18 protein-coding genes are annotated in these 19,982 nt (G+C 68.6%); 5 read left to right on the top strand and 13 right to left on the bottom strand.

Features of this window, described 5'->3' with window-relative positions:
• Positions 1–13 precede the first annotated feature (13 nt).
• The 4 genes from U5771_RS16380 to U5771_RS16365 all read right to left on the bottom strand — a co-directional run bounded on the left by U5771_RS16380 (position 14) and on the right by U5771_RS16365 (position 3,599).
• A complete protein-coding gene (locus tag U5771_RS16380; protein ID WP_059535812.1) occupies positions 14–646 on the bottom strand; it encodes an L-threonylcarbamoyladenylate synthase in 633 nt (210 codons plus the stop codon).
• A gap of 79 nt (positions 647–725) precedes the next feature.
• The gene (locus tag U5771_RS16375; RefSeq protein WP_322024937.1) at positions 726–1,556 is read right to left on the bottom strand and encodes a 3',5'-nucleoside bisphosphate phosphatase; all 831 of its coding nucleotides are present in this window, start codon (positions 1,554–1,556) and stop codon (positions 726–728) included.
• Positions 1,557–1,638: 82 nt separating this feature from the next.
• Positions 1,639–2,529: an alpha/beta fold hydrolase gene (locus U5771_RS16370; RefSeq protein WP_322024936.1), complete on the bottom strand. Its 891-nt coding sequence runs from the start codon at positions 2,527–2,529 to the stop codon at positions 1,639–1,641.
• A 212-nt stretch (positions 2,530–2,741) separates the two neighbouring features.
• Positions 2,742–3,599 (bottom strand): ferritin-like domain-containing protein, encoded by an 858-nt coding sequence (locus tag U5771_RS16365; protein WP_322024935.1) that lies wholly within the window; start codon positions 3,597–3,599, stop codon positions 2,742–2,744.
• Between the two features lie 143 nt (positions 3,600–3,742).
• Between U5771_RS16365 and U5771_RS16360 the strand changes: the two genes are divergently transcribed.
• The 3 genes from U5771_RS16360 (at position 3,743) to U5771_RS16350 (ending at position 5,747) form a co-directional block, all read left to right on the top strand.
• Positions 3,743–4,267: a gamma carbonic anhydrase family protein gene (locus U5771_RS16360; protein WP_322024934.1), complete on the top strand. Its 525-nt coding sequence runs from the start codon at positions 3,743–3,745 to the stop codon at positions 4,265–4,267.
• 25 nt (positions 4,268–4,292) lie between these two features.
• Positions 4,293–5,243, top strand: a complete 951-nt coding sequence (gene hslO, locus U5771_RS16355; RefSeq protein ID WP_322024933.1) for an Hsp33 family molecular chaperone HslO — start codon at positions 4,293–4,295, stop codon at positions 5,241–5,243.
• Positions 5,244–5,387: 144 nt separating this feature from the next.
• On the top strand, positions 5,388–5,747 hold the full coding sequence (locus U5771_RS16350) for a hypothetical protein (protein WP_322024932.1): 360 nt from the start codon (positions 5,388–5,390) through the stop codon (positions 5,745–5,747).
• A 94-nt stretch (positions 5,748–5,841) separates the two neighbouring features.
• Here U5771_RS16350 and ftsB read toward each other — a convergent pair whose 3' ends face one another.
• The 9 genes from ftsB to U5771_RS16305 all read right to left on the bottom strand — a co-directional run bounded on the left by ftsB (position 5,842) and on the right by U5771_RS16305 (position 16,910).
• Positions 5,842–6,267, bottom strand: coding sequence for a cell division protein FtsB (gene ftsB, locus U5771_RS16345; protein ID WP_322024931.1), 426 nt, complete (start codon positions 6,265–6,267; stop codon positions 5,842–5,844).
• A gap of 82 nt (positions 6,268–6,349) precedes the next feature.
• The gene (eno, locus tag U5771_RS16340; RefSeq protein WP_009689673.1) at positions 6,350–7,633 is read right to left on the bottom strand and encodes a phosphopyruvate hydratase; all 1,284 of its coding nucleotides are present in this window, start codon (positions 7,631–7,633) and stop codon (positions 6,350–6,352) included.
• Between the two features lie 106 nt (positions 7,634–7,739).
• A complete protein-coding gene (kdsA, locus tag U5771_RS16335; protein ID WP_322024930.1) occupies positions 7,740–8,594 on the bottom strand; it encodes a 3-deoxy-8-phosphooctulonate synthase in 855 nt (284 codons plus the stop codon).
• Complete coding sequence (locus U5771_RS16330) at positions 8,591–10,249, bottom strand: CTP synthase (protein WP_322024929.1); 1,659 nt, start codon at positions 10,247–10,249, stop codon at positions 8,591–8,593. The genes kdsA and U5771_RS16330 overlap by 4 nt, the downstream gene beginning before the upstream one ends.
• A gap of 175 nt (positions 10,250–10,424) precedes the next feature.
• Entirely contained in the window at positions 10,425–11,270 is an 846-nt protein-coding gene (locus U5771_RS16325) for an alpha/beta hydrolase (protein WP_322024928.1), read from the bottom strand.
• 232 nt (positions 11,271–11,502) lie between these two features.
• The gene (locus tag U5771_RS16320) at positions 11,503–13,995 is read right to left on the bottom strand and encodes a DNA internalization-related competence protein ComEC/Rec2 (protein WP_322024927.1); all 2,493 of its coding nucleotides are present in this window, start codon (positions 13,993–13,995) and stop codon (positions 11,503–11,505) included.
• A gap of 57 nt (positions 13,996–14,052) precedes the next feature.
• Positions 14,053–14,841: a TatD family hydrolase gene (locus tag U5771_RS16315; RefSeq protein WP_322024926.1), complete on the bottom strand. Its 789-nt coding sequence runs from the start codon at positions 14,839–14,841 to the stop codon at positions 14,053–14,055.
• 64 nt (positions 14,842–14,905) lie between these two features.
• Complete coding sequence (lolD, locus tag U5771_RS16310) at positions 14,906–15,664, bottom strand: lipoprotein-releasing ABC transporter ATP-binding protein LolD (RefSeq protein ID WP_392840290.1); 759 nt, start codon at positions 15,662–15,664, stop codon at positions 14,906–14,908.
• Positions 15,657–16,910, bottom strand: a complete 1,254-nt coding sequence (locus tag U5771_RS16305; RefSeq protein ID WP_322024925.1) for a lipoprotein-releasing ABC transporter permease subunit — start codon at positions 16,908–16,910, stop codon at positions 15,657–15,659. Before U5771_RS16305 ends, lolD begins: the two co-directional genes overlap by 8 nt.
• A gap of 158 nt (positions 16,911–17,068) precedes the next feature.
• On the opposite strand from U5771_RS16305, the gene U5771_RS16300 reads away from it, so the two are divergent.
• Positions 17,069–18,145 (top strand): regulator, encoded by a 1,077-nt coding sequence (locus U5771_RS16300; RefSeq protein ID WP_322024924.1) that lies wholly within the window; start codon positions 17,069–17,071, stop codon positions 18,143–18,145.
• A 10-nt stretch (positions 18,146–18,155) separates the two neighbouring features.
• Entirely contained in the window at positions 18,156–19,853 is a 1,698-nt protein-coding gene (gene recJ, locus U5771_RS16295) for a single-stranded-DNA-specific exonuclease RecJ (RefSeq protein WP_322024923.1), read from the top strand.
• Positions 19,854–19,982 lie beyond the last annotated feature (129 nt).

The following is a 19,982-nucleotide window of genomic DNA, read 5'->3' as shown; positions in this document are numbered from 1 at the left end:
AAATGAATGGCGCTTACGCGGCCGAAAGCCCGAACGGTTCGAGCGCGCCGCGCCCGGCGCGCACGAGCTGCGGCTCGTCGCCCGTCAGGTCGATCACCGTCGACGGTTCGCGCGGACACGCGCCGCCGTCGATCACGAGATCGACCTGCTTCTCGAGGCGCGCGCGGATGTCGTCGGGGTCGTTGAGCGGCTCGTCGTCCGGCGGCAGGATCAGCGTCGTGCCGAGCAGCGGCTGGCCCAGCGATTCGAGGAGCGCGAGCGTGATCGCGTGATCGGGCACACGCAGCCCGATCGTCTTGCGCGACGGGTGCGACAGCCGGCGCGGCACTTCCTTCGTCGCCTGCAGGATGAACACGTACGGGCCCGGCGTCACCGACTTGATCTGCCGGTACTGACGATTGTCCACCATCGCGAAGTTGGCCAGTTCCGACAGGTCGCGCACGAGCAGCGACAGGTGCTGCTTCTCGTCGAGGCCGCGGATGCGGCGCACGCGCTCGACCGCGTCCTTGTCGTCGAGATGGCACGCGAGTGCGTAGCTGGAATCGGTCGGCATCGCGATCACGCCGCCCTTGCTGACGATGTCCGCGGCCTGCTTGATCAGGCGCGGCTGCGGATTATCCGGATGAATCCTGAAGAACTGGGACATGGGGACACGTAAAGAGGGAGAAGTCGGATGCGCGCCTCGCCGGCAGCGCGAACGGCGAACGGCAAGCGGCCGCGGCGCGTCAGAGCCAGCGCTCCCAGACCGGTTTCAGGTCGGGCGGCAACGGCGGCAGGCTGCCGAGCTCGACGCGGCCCTCGCCCGGCGCATGGAAATCCGAACCGCGCGACACTTCGAAGCCGAAGCGGCGCGCGACGTCCGCGTATTCGCGGTACTGGTCGGGCGTGTGGCTGCCCGTGACGACCTCGATCGCGCGGCCGCCGAGATCGATGAATTCGCCGAAGAATGCGTCGAATTCGACCGGCGTATAGCGGTAGCGGCCCGGGTGCGCGACCACGGCCTCGCCGCCCGCCGCGCGAATCCATGCGACGGCGTCGGACAGCGTTGCCCAGCGGTGCGGGACGAACCCGGGCTTGCCGTCGCCGAGCAGGCGGTCGAACACGTCGGATGTGGAGGCGGCATGGCCGTTCTCGACCAGGAAACGCGCGAAGTGGGTGCGTGAGATCAGGTCGGGATTCGACACGTACTTCAGCGCGCCTTCGTACGCACCGGGAATGCCGAGCGTCTCGAGCTGCGCGGCGATCGCCTGTGCACGGGCGGCCCGGCCGTGGCGCGTGCGGTAAAGGCCGTCGACGAGCGTCGGGTTCGACGGATCGATGTGCAGCCCGACGATATGGACCGTGCGCGACGCCCACGTGACCGAAATCTCGACGCCGCTCAGGTAGCGCATCCCGAGCGCCTCCGCCTCGCTGCGCGCCGCCACCTGGCCGCCGATCTCGTCGTGGTCGGTCAGCGCCCACAGGGTCACGCCGCCGGCATGGGCGCGGCGCGCGACGTCGGCAGGCGACAGCAACCCGTCGGAAACATTCGAATGGCAGTGGAGATCAGCGTTCATTGTCGGTATGGCAGGTGAAGCTTCATTCTACTGCAATGCGGCAATTGCGCCGCCCGCCTGCCCCGCCGCTGCCGCCGCCGGCCTATGCGCAGAACGCCTCGATCAGCGCCGCGATCTGCTCCGGCTGGTCGTGATGGACCATGTGGCCGGCATCCTCGACGAGCTTTTCGCGCCAGTCGGGGAACGCGCCGAAGCGCGCCTTGAACTCCGGCAGCGGGATGTCGCCCGCGATGTACGCGAGCGTCGGCGAATTGACGGCCTCGACGTGCAGCACCTTCGCGCGCACCTGCTTCCAGACGGCCATCACTTCGTCGAGCCGGTACAACTGCGGGCCCGCCATCTTGTGCGCGGGGTCCGCCAGCAGATGGTAGAGGCCGTCGTCGCCGCGCGTCGACCAGTGCGCGGCGAGGAACGCGGCGCGGCGCGGATCGAGCCGCGGATTGGTCTTGATCAGCCGGGCCGCCACGTCGTCGAGCGACGCATACGGACGCAGCACCGGCGGTTCGCGCAGCTCGTCGAGCCAGCCGCGCAGCCGGCGCGGCGCCTGCTCGGCCCGCGCGGGGGCGAGCCCGAACCCTTCGAGGTCGACCACGCGCCGCACGCGCTCCGGCCGCGCGCCCGCGTACAGGCACACGAGGTTCGCCCCCATGCTGTGCCCGACCAGGTTGACTTCACCGGTCGGCGCATAGTGATCGACGAGCGCATCGAGATCGCCCAGGTACTCGTGGAACCAGTAATGACCGCCGCCCTGCCGCGCGACCGGCCAGTCGGACAGGCCAAAGCCGCGCGCATCCGGCGCGATCACCTGCCAGTCGCCCGCGAGCGCGTCGACGACGAACTGGAACGATGCCGCAACGTCCATCCAGCCGTGCAGCATGAACAGCGTCGGCGCATCGGGCCGGCCCCAGCGCCGCACATGCAGCTTGACGCCGCGCACCGTGACGAAATCGGAAACAGAACTCGAGGCATTCATTGCAGTCGCCAGAAAAAAAGAATGATCGTTCGATTATAGCGATGACGCTTCCGTTCAGGCGACCGGCAGTCGAGGCAGTTCTCTAGCGACGGGGCGCCGATGACACGCCGAACCGGCGCATCGGGCGCTGCGGAAATGCCGCCGAACGGTCCGTGCGGCCCGACGGCGCCAGCGTTCGCCCGCCCGTCGGGCGCCGGCGGCGCCCGGTCGCCCTAACCCGCCGCCTGGCCGTCCGCCGCGTCCTGCGCGGCGAGTTCGTCCAGCTCCGCCTGCTCGAATCCCGCGGTGCGGCGGGCGTCGAAATTGAACGGGCCGCGCAGCCGCGGTGCATGGTACCGTTCGGCAAGCTCGCGGTAGGCGGGAACCGGATCGCGGCCGACCGCGTCGCACAGGTGCCGGAACCAGCGGTTCCCGATCGCGACGTGGCCGATCTCGTCGCGCAGAATCACGTCGAGGATCGCCGCGGACGCGTCATCGCCCGCCTGCACGAGCCGCGCACGGATCGGCGGCGACGCGTCGAGCCCGCGCGCCTCGAGCGTGCGCGGCACGAGCGCCATCCGCGCGAGCACATCGGCCTTGGTCCGCTCGCACATCTCCCACAGCCCGTTGTGCGCGGGAAAATCGCCGTACGCATGCCCGAACCCGGCCAGCCGGTCCGACAGCAGCGTGAAGTGATGGGCCTCCTCGGCCGCGACCTTCAGCCAGTCCGCATAAAACGCGTCCGGCATCCCGGCGAAGCGCCATACGGCGTCGAGCGCCAGGTTGATCGCGTTGAATTCGATATGCGCGAGCGCGTGCAGCAGCACCGCGCGCCCCGCGGGCGAGCGCATGCTGCGGCGTTCGAGCTGGCGCGGCTCGACGAGCGGCGGGCGCGCCGGACGGCCGGGCAGGTCGGCCGGCTCGTCCAGTTCGAGCGCCGGCGCGATCGCGGCCTGTCCGGCCAGCAGCGCGTCATACAGCGCGCGGACCTGCGCGGCCTTCGCGGCCGGCTCGAACATCCGCAGCGCGTCGAGCGCGGCACGGCGCACGCAACGCGGCGCCACGGTGAAGGAAGAAGGCTCCATGTTCATCAAGCGGGGCACCGCCCGTGCGCATCGCGGGAGCGCATGCACGCGACGGTTTACAATAAGCATTTGTGCCGTCACGCCATGCGCCCGGCACGCCAGACGCGCCATTCTACCGGCGCCCATCATCGAAGAGACCAGGAGACTCCGTGACGATCTACAAACTGGGCGAGACGGCCCCGACGATCCACGAAAGCGTGTTCGTCGCCGATACGGCGGCCATCATCGGCAAGGTCGTGCTCGAGGAAAACGCGAGCGTGTGGTTCGGTGCGACGATTCGCGGTGACAACGAGACGATCACGGTCGGTGCCGGCAGCAATGTCCAGGAAGGCGCGGTCCTGCATACGGACCCCGGATTTCCTCTGACGATTGCCGAAAACGTGACGATCGGGCATCAGGCGATGCTGCACGGATGCACGATCGGCGAAGGTTCGCTGATCGGGATTCAGGCGGTGGTCTTGAATGGAGCAGTCATCGGCCGCAACTGTCTGGTTGGTGCCGGCGCGGTCGTGACGGAAGGCAAGACGTTCCCGGACAACTCGCTGATTCTCGGCGCACCGGCGAAAGTCGTGCGCGAGCTGTCGGCAGACGACACCGCGCGGCTGCGCGCAAATGCGAAGACGTACGTCGAGCGGCGTGCGCATTTCAAGGAGCAACTCGTGCGGATCGGGTGATTCGCGCGGATTTCAAGGAAGAAGAGTGAGCGACCAGTTACAGAAATTCATGTTCAATTCGGCACCCGTGCGCGGCGAGATCGTGTCGCTGCGCAACACGTGGCAAGAGGTGCTTTCCCGCCGGGACTACCCTGCTCCGGTGCGCACGGTGCTCGGCGAGATGATGGCCGCCTGTGCGCTGCTGTCCGCGAACCTGAAATTTCACGGCACCCTGATCATGCAGATCTTCGGCGACGGGCCGGTCCAGATGCTGGTCGTCCAGTGCGGCTCGGACCTGACGATGCGGGCCACGGCCAAGTTCGCCGGCGACTCGGCGCAGACGATCGGCGACGACACGCACTTCGCGTCGCTCGTCAACGCGAGCGGCCACGGCCGTTGCGTGATCACGCTCGACCCGGCCGAGAAGCTGCCGGGCCAGCAGCCGTACCAGGGCATCGTGCCGTTGAACGGCGTCGACGGTCCGCTCGAATCGGTGTCGCAAGTGCTCGAACACTACATGCACCACTCGGAGCAGCTCGACACGCGGCTGTGGCTCGCGGCCGATCGCGACCGCGCGGTCGGCATGCTGCTGCAGAAGCTGCCGGGCGACGGCGGCATCGTGCCGCGCAACGCCGAGACCGACACCGACACCTGGGAACGCGTCTGCACGCTCGGCAGCACGCTGTCCGCGAAGGAACTGCTCGAAGTCGAACCGGAAGTCGTGTTCCGCCGGCTGTTCTGGCAGGAAAACGTGCAGCACTTCGACCCGGCCGGTACGCGCTTCCAGTGCTCGTGCTCGCGCGAGAAGGTCGGTGCGATGCTGCGCATGCTCGGCCGCGATGAAGTCGACAGCGTGATCGTCGAGCGCGGTCACGTCGAGATCCACTGCGAGTTCTGCAACCAGCGCTACGAGTTCGATCCCGTCGACGTCGCACAACTGTTCGCCGCCCCGGAACTCGCGACCGGCATCACGCCCGCGACCGACCAGCGTCACTGAGCCGCGCTGCGCAGCGCGTCCGTGCCCGCGCTGCGGGTGCGGGCGCATAATGACGCACGAGCGTCGCACGCACGGCTCACGCGCCGCAGGCCCCGCCTTCGGCGCATACCGCCTTCCGCTGTCGGCGCGCTGCTGGAGAAACACATGAATCGCCCGTTCCGCACCCTCCTCCTGACCAGCGTCGCCGCCGGCACGCTGGCCCTCGCCGGCTGCGCGGTGCAGCCGCCTTCGTCGACGATCCTGAGCCGCCTGCCCGAACCCGGCGCATCGGGCGGCCAGCCGCCCGCCCTGTCGAATGCGGAGCGCAAACGCTACGACGAGATCGACCGGCAGGTGCTGCGCGAGCAGAACGATGCGATGGCGGCCGAGGCCGCCGCGCGCGCGTGGGCGTATTACTCGCCGCCACCCGTGACCGTCTACGGCGGCTATTACGGCGGCGGCTGGGGAAACCGGTGGGGTACCGGCATCGGCTATGGCTACGGTTACCCGGGCTGGTGGTGGTGATGTATCGTCGCGTCGACCGACCCGATTGACGACTGGCAGGAAATAAAAAAGCGCGGCATTTCCCGCGCTTTTTCAATGGTTCGGACTCCCGCGCTCAGTGGTGCGTGGTCTTGCCCTTCTCGCCGCCGTGATGCCGCGACGGCTTCGCGATCGACTGCGGATTCGGCACGACACGCACGGGCGCCGCGGACACGGTACCGCGCGTCGACGTGCCCGAAGGCGTGCTGTTCAGCGGCCCGGCCGGCGCATTCGGCGACACGAACTGCACGAACACTTCGCCGTCCTTCACCATGCCCATCTCGTAGCGCGCGCGCTCCTCGATGGCCGCGGTACCGCCTTGCAGATCCTGCACTTCGCCCGCGATCCGTTCATTGCGCAGTTTCTCGTCCGCATTCTTCTGCAACTGATCGCCGAGCTGCTGGCGCAATTCATGCACCCGCAGCCAGCCGCCGTGTCCCCACCATAGGGGGTACTGAATGAGCGCCAGCAAGGCAATCAGGACGACAGTGACAAGCCGCATGTAAGAGACGCAGATATAAGAAGCGCCGCTCCGCGCGACATGCACAGAGCGGCGTCGAGATGACGAACCCGATAGTAGCGCGTTAGCGCAGGTTATAGAAAGCCGATTTGCCCGGGTAGCTCGCGATATCGCCGAGATCTTCCTCGATGCGCAGCAGCTGGTTGTACTTCGAGATGCGGTCGCTGCGCGACAGCGAACCCGTCTTGATCTGACCGGCGTTCAGGCCGACCGCGATGTCCGCGATCGTCGAATCTTCCGTTTCGCCCGAGCGGTGCGAGATCACGGCCGTGTAGCCTGCGCGCTTCGCCATTTCGATCGCCGCGAACGTTTCGGTCAGCGTACCGATCTGGTTGATCTTGATGAGGATCGAGTTCGCGATGCCCTTCTCGATGCCTTCCTTCAGGATGCGCGTGTTCGTGACGAACAGGTCGTCGCCGACGAGCTGCACCTTCTTGCCGAGGCGCTCGGTCAGCAGCTTCCAGCCTTCCCAGTCGCCTTCGTGCATGCCGTCCTCGATCGACACGATCGGGAACTTGTCGGCGAGCGTCGCGAGGTAGTCGGTGAATTCGGCCGACGACAGTTGCAGGCCTTCGCCCGCGAGTTGGTACTTGCCGTCGTGATAGAACTCGGATGCCGCGCAGTCGAGCGCGAGCAGCACGTCTTCGCCCGCACGATAGCCGGCCTTCTCGATCGCCTGCAGGATCGTCGACAGACACTCGTCGTTGCTGCCGAAGTTCGGTGCGAAACCGCCTTCGTCGCCGACTGCCGTGCTCATGCCGCGGTCGCTCAGGATCTTCTTCAGCGCGTGGAACACTTCCGCGCCGCAACGCAGGGCTTCACGGAACGTCGGCTGGCTCACCGGAACGATCATGAATTCCTGGATGTCGAGGCTGTTGTTCGCGTGCGCGCCGCCGTTGACGATGTTCATCATCGGGACCGGCAGCTGCATCGCGCCCGAGCCGCCGAAGTAGCGGTACAGCGGCAGGCCGGCTTCTTCAGCCGCTGCCTTCGCGACGGCCATCGACACGGCCAGCATCGCGTTCGCGCCGAGGCGCGACTTGTTGTCGGTGCCGTCCAGCTCGAGCAGCGTCTTGTCGAGGAACGCCTGTTCCGACGCGTCGAGGCCCATGATGGCTTCGGAGATTTCGGTGTTGATGTGCTCGACAGCCTTCAGCACGCCCTTGCCGTTGTAGCGGCCGGCTTCGCCGTCGCGCAGTTCGATCGCTTCACGCGAGCCGGTGGACGCGCCCGACGGCACCGCCGCGCGGCCCATCGTGCCCGATTCGAGCAGCACGTCGCATTCGACGGTGGGGTTGCCGCGCGAATCCAGAATCTCGCGGCCGATGATATCTACGATTGCACTCATGGGTTTCCTCTGAGAATGACGATGGATTCTTCAAACTGCGACGGCATGCGTGCCGATACTGCTTACGCTACTGACGCGCGAAGCCGTCGCAAGGTTCATTCGATCTTTAGTTGAAATCGTTTTCCAGGAACGGATTGCGCTTCACCGCCTGGTCGAGCGTGACGAGGGTCTCCAGCAGCGCGCCCATCCGGTTCAGCGGCACCGCGTTCGGGCCGTCCGACTTCGCTTCGGCCGGATTCGGGTGCGTTTCCATGAACAGGCCCGCGACGCCCGTCGCGACCGCGGCACGCGCAAGCACCGGCACGAATTCGCGCTGGCCGCCCGAGCTCGTGCCCTGCCCGCCCGGCAACTGCACCGAGTGGGTCGCATCGAACACGACCGGCGCGCTCGTCTCGCGCATGATCGCGAGCGAACGCATGTCGGACACGAGGTTGTTGTAGCCGAACGAGACGCCGCGCTCGCACGCCATGAAGCGGTCTTCCGACAGACCGGCTTCACGCGCCGCGTCGCGCGCCTTGTCGATCACGTTCTTCATGTCGTGCGGCGCGAGGAACTGGCCCTTCTTGATGTTGACGGGCTTGCCCGAGCGCGCGCACGCCTGGATGAAGTCGGTCTGACGGCACAGGAACGCGGGCGTCTGCAGCACGTCGACGACCGACGCGACCTGCTCGATCTCCTCGATCGAATGCACGTCGGTCAGCACCGGCAGGCCGAGCTGGCGCTTCACCTCGCCGAGGATCCGCAGGCCCTCGTCCATTCCGAGGCCGCGAAACGACTTGCCCGAGCTGCGATTCGCCTTGTCGTAGGACGACTTGTAGATGAACGGAACGTTCAGCTTCTCGCAGATCTCCTTCAGGCGGCCCGCCGTGTCGATCGTCATTTGCTCCGATTCGACAACGCAGGTACCCGCGATCAGGAAGAAAGGCTGGTCGAGACCGACCTCGAAATCGCACAGCTTCATGCTTGCACTCCGCGCGCTTGCTTGTTGGCGAGCGCGGCTTCGACGAACGACTTGAAGAGGGGATGGCCGTCACGCGGCGTGGACGTGAATTCCGGGTGGAACTGGACGCCGACGAACCACGGATGCATCGAGCGCGGCAGTTCCATCATTTCCGGCAGATCCTCGCTCGGGGTACGGGCGCTGATGATAAGGCCGCCGGCTTCGAGCTGGGGCACGAAGCGGTTATTGACTTCATAACGGTGGCGGTGGCGCTCGTTCACGTCCTTGCCATAAATCTCTTCGGCCATCGTGCCGGGCTTGATCGGGCAGCGTTGCGAGCCGAGGCGCATCGTGCCGCCGAGATCGGATTCCTCGGTGCGCGTCTCGACCTTGCCTTCGCGGTCGTGCCACTCGGTGATCAGCGCGACCACGCGTTCCGGCGTTTCCGGATCGAATTCCGTGCTGTTCGCCTGCTTCAGGCCCACGACGTCGCGGGCGAATTCGATCACCGCGAGCTGCATGCCGAGACAGATGCCGAGGTACGGCACCTTCGACTCGCGCGCGTAGCGGATCGCCCCGATCTTGCCTTCCGTGCCGCGACGGCCGAAACCGCCCGGCACCAGCACGGCGTCGAGATGCTTCAGGCTGTCGACACCGTTCGTCTCGATCTCTTCCGAGTCGATGTACTCGATGTTGACCTTGGTCGACGTGTGCAGCGATGCGTGGCGCAGTGCCTCGATCAGCGACTTGTACGACTCGGTCAGATCGACATACTTGCCGACCATGCCGATCGTCACTTCGTGCTTCGGGTTTTCCAGCTTCTCGACGAGCTCCGACCACATGCTCAGGTCGGCGTCCTTCGGCGACAGCTTCAGTTCCTCGCAGATGATCCGGTCGAGGCCCTGGTCGTGCAGCATCTGCGGAATCTTGTAGATGCTGTCGGCGTCCCACACCGAGATCACGGCGTCTTCCGGCACGTTCGAGAACATCGAGATCTTCTTCGATTCGTCGTCCGGGATGCGGCGATCCGCACGGCACAGCAGCACGTGCGGCAGGATGCCGATCTCGCGCAGCTTCTGCACGCTGTGCTGGGTCGGCTTCGTCTTCAGCTCGCCGGCCGTCGCGACGTACGGCACGAGCGTCAGGTGCACGAAGCACGCGCTGTTGCGGCCAAGGCGCAGGCTCATCTGGCGCGCGGCCTCGAGGAACGGCAGCGACTCGATGTCGCCGACCGTGCCGCCGATCTCGACGATCGCGACGTCCGGCTCGCCGCAGGTGGCCGACGCCGCCCCGCGCTCGATGAACGCCTGGATTTCGTTCGTGATGTGCGGAATCACCTGCACGGTCTTGCCGAGATAGTCGCCGCGGCGTTCCTTGCGGATCACCGATTCGTAGATCTGGCCGGTCGTGAAGTTGTTGGCCTTGCGCATCTTCGTGCTGATGAAGCGCTCATAGTGGCCGAGGTCGAGGTCGGTCTCCGCTCCGTCTTCCGTCACGAACACTTCGCCGTGCTGGAACGGGCTCATCGTGCCGGGGTCGACGTTGATGTAGGGATCGAGTTTGAGGAGGGTGACTTTCAGACCGCGCGATTCGAGGATCGCGGCGAGGGAGGCGGCGGCAATACCCTTGCCGAGGGAAGAAACTACGCCGCCGGTGACGAAAACATATTTGGTCATCGCTGGATGCTCGCGGGAAAAACGGATTATACCGTAAAGCCCGCCCTTCTCTCAGCAATCGACGCGATGATCCCGCCCTTTCGCGCCGTGCCGCGCCAGCGGTGCGCGCCCGGGCGAACCGGCCTGCCGGCCGGTGCAACCGCGCCCGCCGGACGCGGTGCACCGGACCGATGTGTCAGGCGCTTTTCACGAGCGCCGCGCCGTCGCGCGGCACGCCGCCCTCCGCCGCCTTCAGCGAATTCAGCATCCGCTGCAATGCGCGGGCCGTCTCGATCGGCCGCTCCATCGGGAACAGGTGGCTGCCCTCGAGCCATTCGATGCGCCCGCGCGCCGCGCGGCGCGTCGCATCGAGCCCGACCTGCCGCACTTCGCGCGAGCGCGTGCCGGCGAGAAAGCCGAGCGGCACCGGCGCGCCGTGCGCGAGCCGCGGGCCGAGCGTGTGCGGCAGCGTCCGGTAGATCAGGTATTCGACCTGCCGGTCGAAGGCGAGCGCGCGTTCGCCTTCGGCGCCCGCCGGCGGAATGCCGAAGTCGATGTAGTCGGACAGCATCCGCTCGTCCCAGCGCGCGAACGCGGGCTTCTCGTGAAAGTGCCGCCAGACTTCGTCGCGGCTCACCCACCGCGTACGCCGGTTGCGCGTCGCGGCCGCCGGCGACAGGCGCTCGTCGAGCCCGGCCCACTGGCTCGCGCGCAGCGCGCCGGCGCGCCATCCCGCGATGATCGGCGAATCGATCATCACCACGCCGCGCACCCAGTGCGGTTTTTTCAGCGCGGCCATCAGCGACAGGTAGCCACCGAGCGAATGGCCGACGAGCCAGACCGGGCGCTCGTAGCGGCTGCCGATGTCGTCGAGCAGTTGCTCGACGAGATGCGGCCAGTCGCGCGTCACCGGGTAGCGGCGGTCGTGACCGATGCGCTCGATGTAACGCAGGTCATAGTCGTCTGCCAGCTCGGCGAAGATCGTCCGGTACGTCGAGGCCGGAAAACCGTTCGCATGCGAGAAGTGGAGGATGTCCTTCAAACGCCGATGTCTCCTTTGTCGACCGGAGTTAGCGCTTTAGCGCTTACTCCGGTCCCATGCTTCGCGGTCGACCGGAGCTGGCGCTTCAGCGCTTACTCCGGTCCCATGCTTCGCGGTCGACCGGAGCTGGTACCTCATCGCATGCTCCCGTCCCGCGCTTCGTAGTCGACCGGAACTGGTACTTCCGCATGTGGTCCGGCCTCTTCTTTCCCGACGCACGCCACCGCACCGCTCACCGGTCCATCCAGTACCGTCGCCGCGCATCGCGATAACGCTCGAACGCGAAACCACCGTCCGCCGGCGCGACGTCGAACCGCACGGCCCCGTCGCGATCGGTGCGCGGCAGCGGAATCCCGCGCGCCTCGTAGCGCGCGAGGACCGTCCGGTTCGGATGCCCGAAGCGATTGCGATAGCCTACAGGAAATACCGCGACGCGCGGCCCGACCGAATCGAGGAAAGGCTCGACCGACGACGTGCGGCTGCCGTGATGCGGGACGACGAGGATCTGTGCGCCCAGTGCGTCGCGCGCGTCGGCCACCAGCCGACGCTCGGCGCGTGCCTCGATGTCGCCCGTCAGCAGTGCCGACGTCCCGCCCGCGTCGATGCGCAGCACGCACGATTGTTCGTTCGACGGACCGGCGCCGGCAAGACCAGGCGGCCACAGCATCGTGAAGGCGACGCCGTCCCAGGTCCACCGCTGCCCGGCCGCGCAACGCAGCCGGTCGGCGACGCCAGCCGCCTGCGCGTCGCGCCATAGCCGGTGCCGCGGCGCAATGCCGGCGAGCAGCTGGCGGACCTCGGCGGCCGCATAGACGGCCGCCGCGCCGCCCGCGTGATCGGCGTCCGCATGACTGAGCACGAGCGAATCGATCGTCCGGATCCCCCGCGCGCGCAACGCCGGCGCGACGATCCGCGTGCCGGCATGGGTCGACTCCGGCCCCGGCCCCGCATCGAACAGCAGCGTCCGGCGCGCGGTCTCCACCAGCACCGACGCGCCCTGCCCGACGTCGAGCACGGTCAGCCGGAAGCCGCCGGGCGGCGGCGCATCGGGTGCCGGCGCGACCAGCGGCAGCCATGTCAACGGCGCCGCCCAGCGCAGCGGCCAGCCGCGCGGCATCAAGGCCCACGCGACACCCACGCACGCCAGCGCCAGCACCGGCCAGTCGGGCATGCGCAGCCAGAACACGCCGGCCGGCCAGTCGGCGAGGTGCCGGAGCAGCGCGATCATCGGTTCGAGCGCCGCATGCGCGAGCCGGAACGCATACGCGTCCAGCGGCGCCGGCAACCCGATACCGGCCAGCACGATCGGCGTCACGACGGAACTGACCCACGGAATCGCAAACGCATTGCCGAACGGGCCCGATACCGAGATTTGCGCGAACCACGCGGCCGTCAGCGGCGCGAGACCGATCGTCACCGCGTACTGCACGCGCGTCGCCTCCGCGATACGGCGCGCGGCACGCCTGCACCATGCGCACAGCCGGCGCCAGCGGTCGACCGCGGCAGCACCATTCGCCGCACTGACGTCGTCACCGTCGAATTCACGCACCGCGCGCCAGCCCGCCACCGCCATCAGGATCACGGCGACCGCACCGAACGACAGCCAGAACCCCGCCGACAGCACCGCCCACGGATCGGCAAGCAGCACGCCGCCGAGGGCCGCGCACAGCACCGCGGACGTCGGCACGCTGCGTCCGGCCAGATAGGCGGCCGCCCCTGCCGCGATCATCCACCACGCGCGCTGCGCCGGCACGTTGAAACCGGCAAGCGCCGCATAGCCGGCGGCGGCCGTCAGCGCCGCCAGGGAAGCCACGTAGGGCGCCGGCATCACGAGCGCCGCGACACGTCCGCGCCAGCGCAGACGCCGCCAGACCATCGATACGATCCCGCCCGCGATCGCGCCGACGAGCCCGACGTGCAGGCCCGAAATCGCGACCAGATGGCTCGTGCCCGTATTGCGCAGCACGCGCCAGTCGTCGTCGCCGATGCCGGATTGATCGCCGACCGCTAGCGCGGACACGATGCCGCGATGGCGCGCGTCGCTGCCGAGCGCGTCGCCGATACGGGTGCGCAGCCCATCGCGCAGCCGATCGATCGACGCGCGCCATCCCGACGCGCGCGCGTCGAGCAGTTCCGCCCGCTCGGGCGCGACCACGTAGCCGATCGCGCGAATGCCCGCGGCAAGCCACGCCGCCTCGCTGTCGCGCACGCCGGGATTCGCCTCGGCATGCGGACGCTTCAGGCGCACGACGAGGCGCCAGCGCTGCGCGGCGCGCAAAGCGGGCATCGCGTCGCGTGCCGCGGGCGCGCCGTACGTGCGCCACGACAACCGGATCAAGGGAGGAAAACGGGCCAGCCCCGCATCGTTCGATTCGACGGCAAACAGCAGTCGCGCACCGGTGTCGTCGATCACCGGCAACCCGCGGATCACGCCCGTGACGACGATGTCGCGCCCTTCGCGCTCGACGGGCAGGCTGTCACGCAGCCGCCATTCTGCGCGCGCGGCCGCATAGCCGAATCCGATCGCACAAGCGGCGCTTGCGCACAGCATCCACCGGAACGCGATGATCGCGCGGGTCCGACGGCGCCGCGCACACCATCCGAGCAGCGCGCCGCAACCGGCCAGCACGGCCGCCCCGCTTACCCATGCGCCCGCGCCCGGCAACGCCGCCTGCCGCTGCAGCACGACGACGCCGAGCGCGAACGCGATCCACCACACGCGCATCGCGCCTCCTCGTCGACCTGGCGCCACCGCTGTCGAGACGGCGCCTTCCGGCAACGATTATGCGGACGAAAGTGCGAGACGCGGCAGCGCGGCGAACGCGTTAGCCGTTGTGGATAGGGACAGCGCGTGCACGTCGATCCCGCGCAGTTCGGCGAGCACGGCGCCGATGCGCGGCACCTGGTCGGGCGCGTTGCGGGACTTGTACGCCCACTCGGGCGCGATGTCGGGCGCATCCGTCTCGACGACGATCGCGTCGAGCGGCAACTGTGCGGCGAGCCGGCGGATCTGCAACGCGCGTCCGAACGTCACGTTGCCGCCGAAACCGAGGTGCAGCCCCTGTGCGAGATACGCGTCGGCCTGCTGGAAACTGCCGTTGAACGCATGCGCGATGCCGCGCCGCACGCCGAAGCGGCGCAATCCGGCCAGCACGCGGTCCTGCGACTTGCGCACGTGGCACAGCACCGGCAGTTCGAATTCGCGCGCGAGCTTGAGCTGCCCCTGATAGAAGAATTGCTGCCGCGCTTCGTCGAGCCCCGGCACGAAGTAGTCGAGACCGATCTCGCCGATCGCGACGAAGCGCGGATCGTCGAGGCTCGCCTCGATCTCCATGCGCAGCCGGTCGAGATCCTCGTCGCGCGCGTGCGGCGTATACATCGGGTGGATGCCGAGCGCATAGACCGCGCCCGGCGTGCGCTGCGCCAGTTCGCGCACGGTCGTGAAATTGTCGCGCCCGACACTCGGGATCACGATGCGCGACACGCCGGCCGCGCACGCCGCCTGCGCGACCGCATCGCGGTCGGCGTCGAACTCGGCGGCATCGAGGTGGCAATGCGTATCGATCCACATGGCAGCGTTCCTGCGCCGTCGCCGCCGCGCCGGGACTCGCCCGGCGGCACGACGGGGCGTTCGTTCACACCGGCAGCGCCGGCTCCTCGTGCAGCACGCCGTCGCGCAAGCGCATGATGCGGTCGCAACGCGCGGCGAGTTCGGGATCGTGCGTGACGATCACGAAGCTCGTTTCAAGCGTCTCGGACAATTCGAGCATCAGGTTGAACACCGTATCGGCCGTCGTGCCGTCGAGGTTGCCGGTCGGCTCGTCGGCGAGCACGCAGGCCGGCTTCGTCACCAGCGCGCGCGCGATCGCGACGCGCTGCCGCTCGCCGCCCGACAGCTCGCCCGGCCGGTGCTTCGCACGCGGGCCGAGACCGACGCGTTCGAGCATCGCCTGCGCCTGTTCGCGCGCGTCCTCGGTCGTCATCCGGCGGATGCGCAGCGGCATCGCGACGTTGTCGAGCGCGGTGAATTCCGGCAGCAGGTGATGGAACTGGTAGACGAAGCCGAGCGCGCGGTTGCGCAACTCGTTGCGCTCGCGCTCGGCGAGCTGCGTAAACGGCTTGCCGAGCAGCGACACTTCGCCCGCGCTCGGTTCGTCGAGGCCGCCCAGCACGTGCAGCAGCGTGCTCTTGCCGGAGCCCGACGCGCCGACGACCGCCAGCTTCTCGCCGCGCCGCACCGTCAGCTCGGTGTTGTTGAGCACCTGCACGTTGAAGCCGCCCTGCACGAACGCCTTCGTGATCCCGCGCGCCTGAAGCACGTATTCCTGCATACCTGCCGAATCCTGTCTGATGGGTTGTCGTGAATCCGCGAATGCGGTCGCGCGGTCATTCATAGCGCAGCGCCTCCGCCGGCTTCACCTTCGCGCCGCGCCAGCTCGGATAGAGCGTCGCGACGGCCGACAGCACGAACGCGATCAGGCCGATCTTGATGACGTCGCCCGCGACCAGCTCGGACGGCAGCTCGCTGATGAAGTACACCGACGGCGGCAGGAACTGCACGCCGAACAGATGCTCGATCATCGGGATCAGCCACGGAATGCTCCACGCGATCAGGCAGCCGAGCGCGACGCCCGACGCGGTGCCGACGAAGCCGATCGTCACGCCCTGCACGACGAAGATCTTCATGATCGAGCCCGGCTGCGCGCCGAGCGTGCGCAGGATCGCGATGTCTGCCTGCTTGTTGGTCACCGTCATCACCAGCGACGACACGAGGTTGAACGCGGCGACCGCGATGATCAGCGTGAGGATGATGAACATCATCCGCTTCTCGATCTGCACGGCCGAGAACCAGGTCTTGTTCTGCTGGGTCCAGTCGCGGATGTACAGGCTGCCCGACAGCGTGTGCGACAGCTCGACCGCGACCTGCGGCGCCTTCTGCATGTCGGTGAGCCGCAGCCGCACGCCGGTCGGCGCGGACATCCGGAACAGCGCCTCCGCGTCGCGGATGTTGATCATCGCGAGCGTGCTGTCGTATTCGTAGTGGCCCGATTCGAACACGCCCACCACCGTGAACTGCTTGAGCCGCGGCATCATCCCGGCCGGCGTGATCGTGCCTTCGGGCGCGACCAGCGTGACCTTGTCGCCGACCGTCACGCCGAGGTTGCCGGCGAGCGCGTCGCCGAGCACGATGCCGAACTGGCCGGGCACGAGCGCGGCGAGCTGGCCCGCCTTCATGTCCTTGCCGATGTCCGACACCTGCGGTTCGAGCGACGGCTCGACGCCGCGCAGCATCACGCCGCTCACCGCATCCTGGCGCGTGAGCAGCGCCTGCGCGTCGACGTACGGCGCCGCGCCGGTCACCGACGGATTGCGGCGCGCTTCCTGCGCGGTCAGTTGCCAGTCGGGCATCGAGCCGGTCGGCGAGAACACCTCGACGTGCGCGAGCACCGACAGCATGCGGTCGCGCACTTCCTTCTGGAAGCCGTTCATCACGGACAGCACGACGATCAGCGCCGCGACGCCGAGCGCGATCCCGAGCATCGACACGAGCGCGATGAAGGAAATGAAGCCGTTGCCGGTCGTGCGTTTGCCGGCGCGCGTGTAGCGCCAGCCGATCTGCCATTCGTACGGAAGTTTCAAGCGAATCCTTTCTGCTGGTTACGGCGGGGATGGCGGCCCGCGGCCGAAGCGCCGCCCGGTGGCGGCCGGCCGGGCGCGATCAAAAAAACGGGCGCCGGACGCAATCGGGCCCAATCAGACCGTCAGCCGGCCCGATCACGCGCGCAGTTTGCCATACAATGCGCACCATCATGCACGACCGACGCCTCCATTTTCTCGTTCCGTTCGCGCTGCCGTCGGCGGCCGATGCGGCCTCGTCCCTGCACACGCTGGACAGCCCCGCGCTCGAAAAGTTGCTCGCCCGGGCGAGCCTCGTCGAGCGCGTGGCCGGCGAGGACTTCCAGCGCACGCTGCCGCATGAGCGCTGGCTGGCCCGCCAGTTCGGCGCGACCCAGGGCAACGCCGCCGACGAGGCGCCGCTCGCCCCCTACATGCTGCTGGCGGACGGCGGCGACCCGGGCACCCACGCCTGGGCGTGCGTCGAGCCCGTCCACGTCGAAATCGCGCACGATCACCTCGTGCTCGTCGACCCGGCGAGCCTCGCGCTCGACGACGGCGACGCCGCCGCGCTGCTGGCGGTCGCGCGCCCGCTGATCGAGGAACTCGGCGTGCGACTGGAAGCGCCGCATCCGGCGCGCTGGTACCTGTCGAGCGAGCAGCTCGCCCGCCTCGCCGGCGCCGCGCCGCTGCGCGCCAGCGGCCGCAACATCGAGATCTGGCTGCCGCACGAGGCGCACACCGGCGAACGTTCGCGGATGTGGATGAAGCTGCAGAACGAAGTGCAGATGGCGTGGTTCCAGCATCCGGTCAACGAAGCGCGCGAAGCGCGCGGGTTGCCCGCCGTCAATTCGATCTGGTTCCATGCGCAAGGCACGCTGAAGCCGGTCGGCAAGCCGTTCGCGCGCGTGCTGTCCGCGTCGTCCGCGGCGCTCGGCCTCGCGCGCGCCGCCCAGGCCGGGGCCGGCGCCGTGCCGGCCGCATTCGGCGCGCTGCCCGCCGCCGCCGGCGCGACGCTCGTCGAGCTGCCGGTGCTGTCCGCCCCGTTCATCGAACAGGACTGGGCACGCTGGCACGACGCGCTCGCCGCGCTCGAGCGCGACTGGTTCGCGCCCTCCCTCGCCGCGCTGCGGAACGGCGAGCTGGCGAGCGTCGATTTCACGCTGTGCGGCGACACCAGCTCCGTGACGCTGCACGCGACGCGCGGCGACCTGCGCAAGTTCTGGCGCCGCCGCGCGCTGGCATCCCTGTTCGAATAACCCGACCTGTATGACCCGGATCGTTACCCGCCCCGTCGCCCCCGCCGACGCCGAAGCGCTCGCGCGCCACGGCCTGCATCCCGTCCTCGCGCGCCTGTATGCGTCGCGCGGCGTGCAGTCGCCGACCGACATCGAGACGGCGCTCGCGCGCCTCGTCCCGCCCACCGAACTGAAAGGCTGCGCGGACGCCGCGGCGCTGCTCGCCGACGCGATCGCCGACAAGCGACGCCTGCTGGTCGTCGCCGACTACGACTGCGACGGCGCGACCGCCTGCGCGGTCGCGGTGCGCGGCCTGCGAATGTTCGGCGCGCAGATCGACTACCTGGTGCCGAACCGCTTCGAATACGGCTACGGGCTCACGCCCGAGATCGTCGAACTCGCGGCCGCGCGCAAGCCCGACCTGCTGATCACCGTCGACAACGGCATCGCGAGCGTCGCGGGCGTCGAGGCCGCGAACGCACGCGGCATCGACGTGCTCGTGACTGACCACCACCTGCCCGGCGACGCGCTGCCCGCCGCACGCGCGATCGTCAACCCGAACCAGCCCGGCTGCGCGTTCCCGAGCAAGCACATCGCCGGCGTCGGCGTGATGTTCTACGTGCTGCTCGCGCTGCGCGCCGAGCTGCGCCGCCGCGGCGCGTTCGCGAGCAAGGAAGCCGAGCCGCGCCTCGACGGGCTGCTCGACTTGGTCGCGCTCGGCACCGTCGCCGACGTGGTGCGGCTCGACGGCAACAATCGCGTGCTGGTCGCGCAGGGGCTGCAGCGCATCCGCAACGGCCGCATGCAGCCGGGCATCGCCGCGCTGTTCCGCGCCGCCGCCCGCGAGGCGCGCACCGCGTCGGGCTTCGACCTCGGCTTCGGCCTCGGCCCGCGCCTGAACGCCGCCGGGCGGCTCTCGGACATGTCGCTCGGGATCGAGTGCCTGATCACCGACGACATCGGCCGCGCATGGGACCTCGCGCAGCAGCTCGACGTGATGAACCGCGAGCGCCGCGAGATCGAGGCCGGCATGCAGCAGCAGGCGCTCGCCGATCTCGCCGACGTCGATCCGGCCGACGCGTGCACGATCACGCTGTTCAATCCTGCATGGCACCAGGGCGTGATCGGCATCGTCGCCGGGCGGCTCAAGGAGAAATTCCACCGCCCGTCGTTCACGTTCGCGCATGCGGACGAAGCCGGCACGCGGGTCAAGGGTTCGGGCCGCTCGATTCCCGGCTTCCACCTGCGCGATGCGCTCGACCTCGTGTCGAAGCGCGAACCCGACCTGATCGTCGCGTTCGGCGGCCACGCGATGGCGGCCGGCCTCACGCTCGACACCGACAACGTGCCGCGCTTCGCGGCCGCGTTCGAGGCCGTCGCGCGCGAGTGGCTGTCCGACGACGCGCTCGCGCGCGTGATCGAGACCGACGGCGAACTCGAGGACGCGTATTTCACGCCGCAGTTCGTCGGGCTGCTCGACGAAGCCGTCTGGGGCCAGGGCTTTCCGGCCCCGCTTTTCTCCGGCGAATTCGACGTCGTGTCGCAGTCGCTCGTGAAGGAAAAGCACCTGAAGCTGCAGCTGGCGCGCGGCCGCCAGCGCTTCAACGCGATCTGGTTCAACCACACCGAGCCGCTGCCGGCAAGTGCGCTGATCGCGTACCGCCTCGTGGCCGACACGTGGAACGGCATGACGCGCGTCCAGTTGATCGTCGAACACGCGGCCGGTTGAGCGCCGACCGCCCGCCTACCCGGCCCGCGGCGCGCGCGGGCCGCATGCGCGCCGCGCCGGACGGGGCCGCGGCGCGCATGCAAGCACACTCCGCGTCACCGGGACACCCCGCCGATCGGCTATAATTCC

This window comes from Burkholderia sp. BCC1977 (assembly GCF_905339595.1).
In the GTDB taxonomy this organism is placed as follows: Bacteria; Pseudomonadota; Gammaproteobacteria; order Burkholderiales; family Burkholderiaceae; genus Burkholderia.
This window is presented reverse-complemented; position numbering and strand designations above follow the sequence as displayed.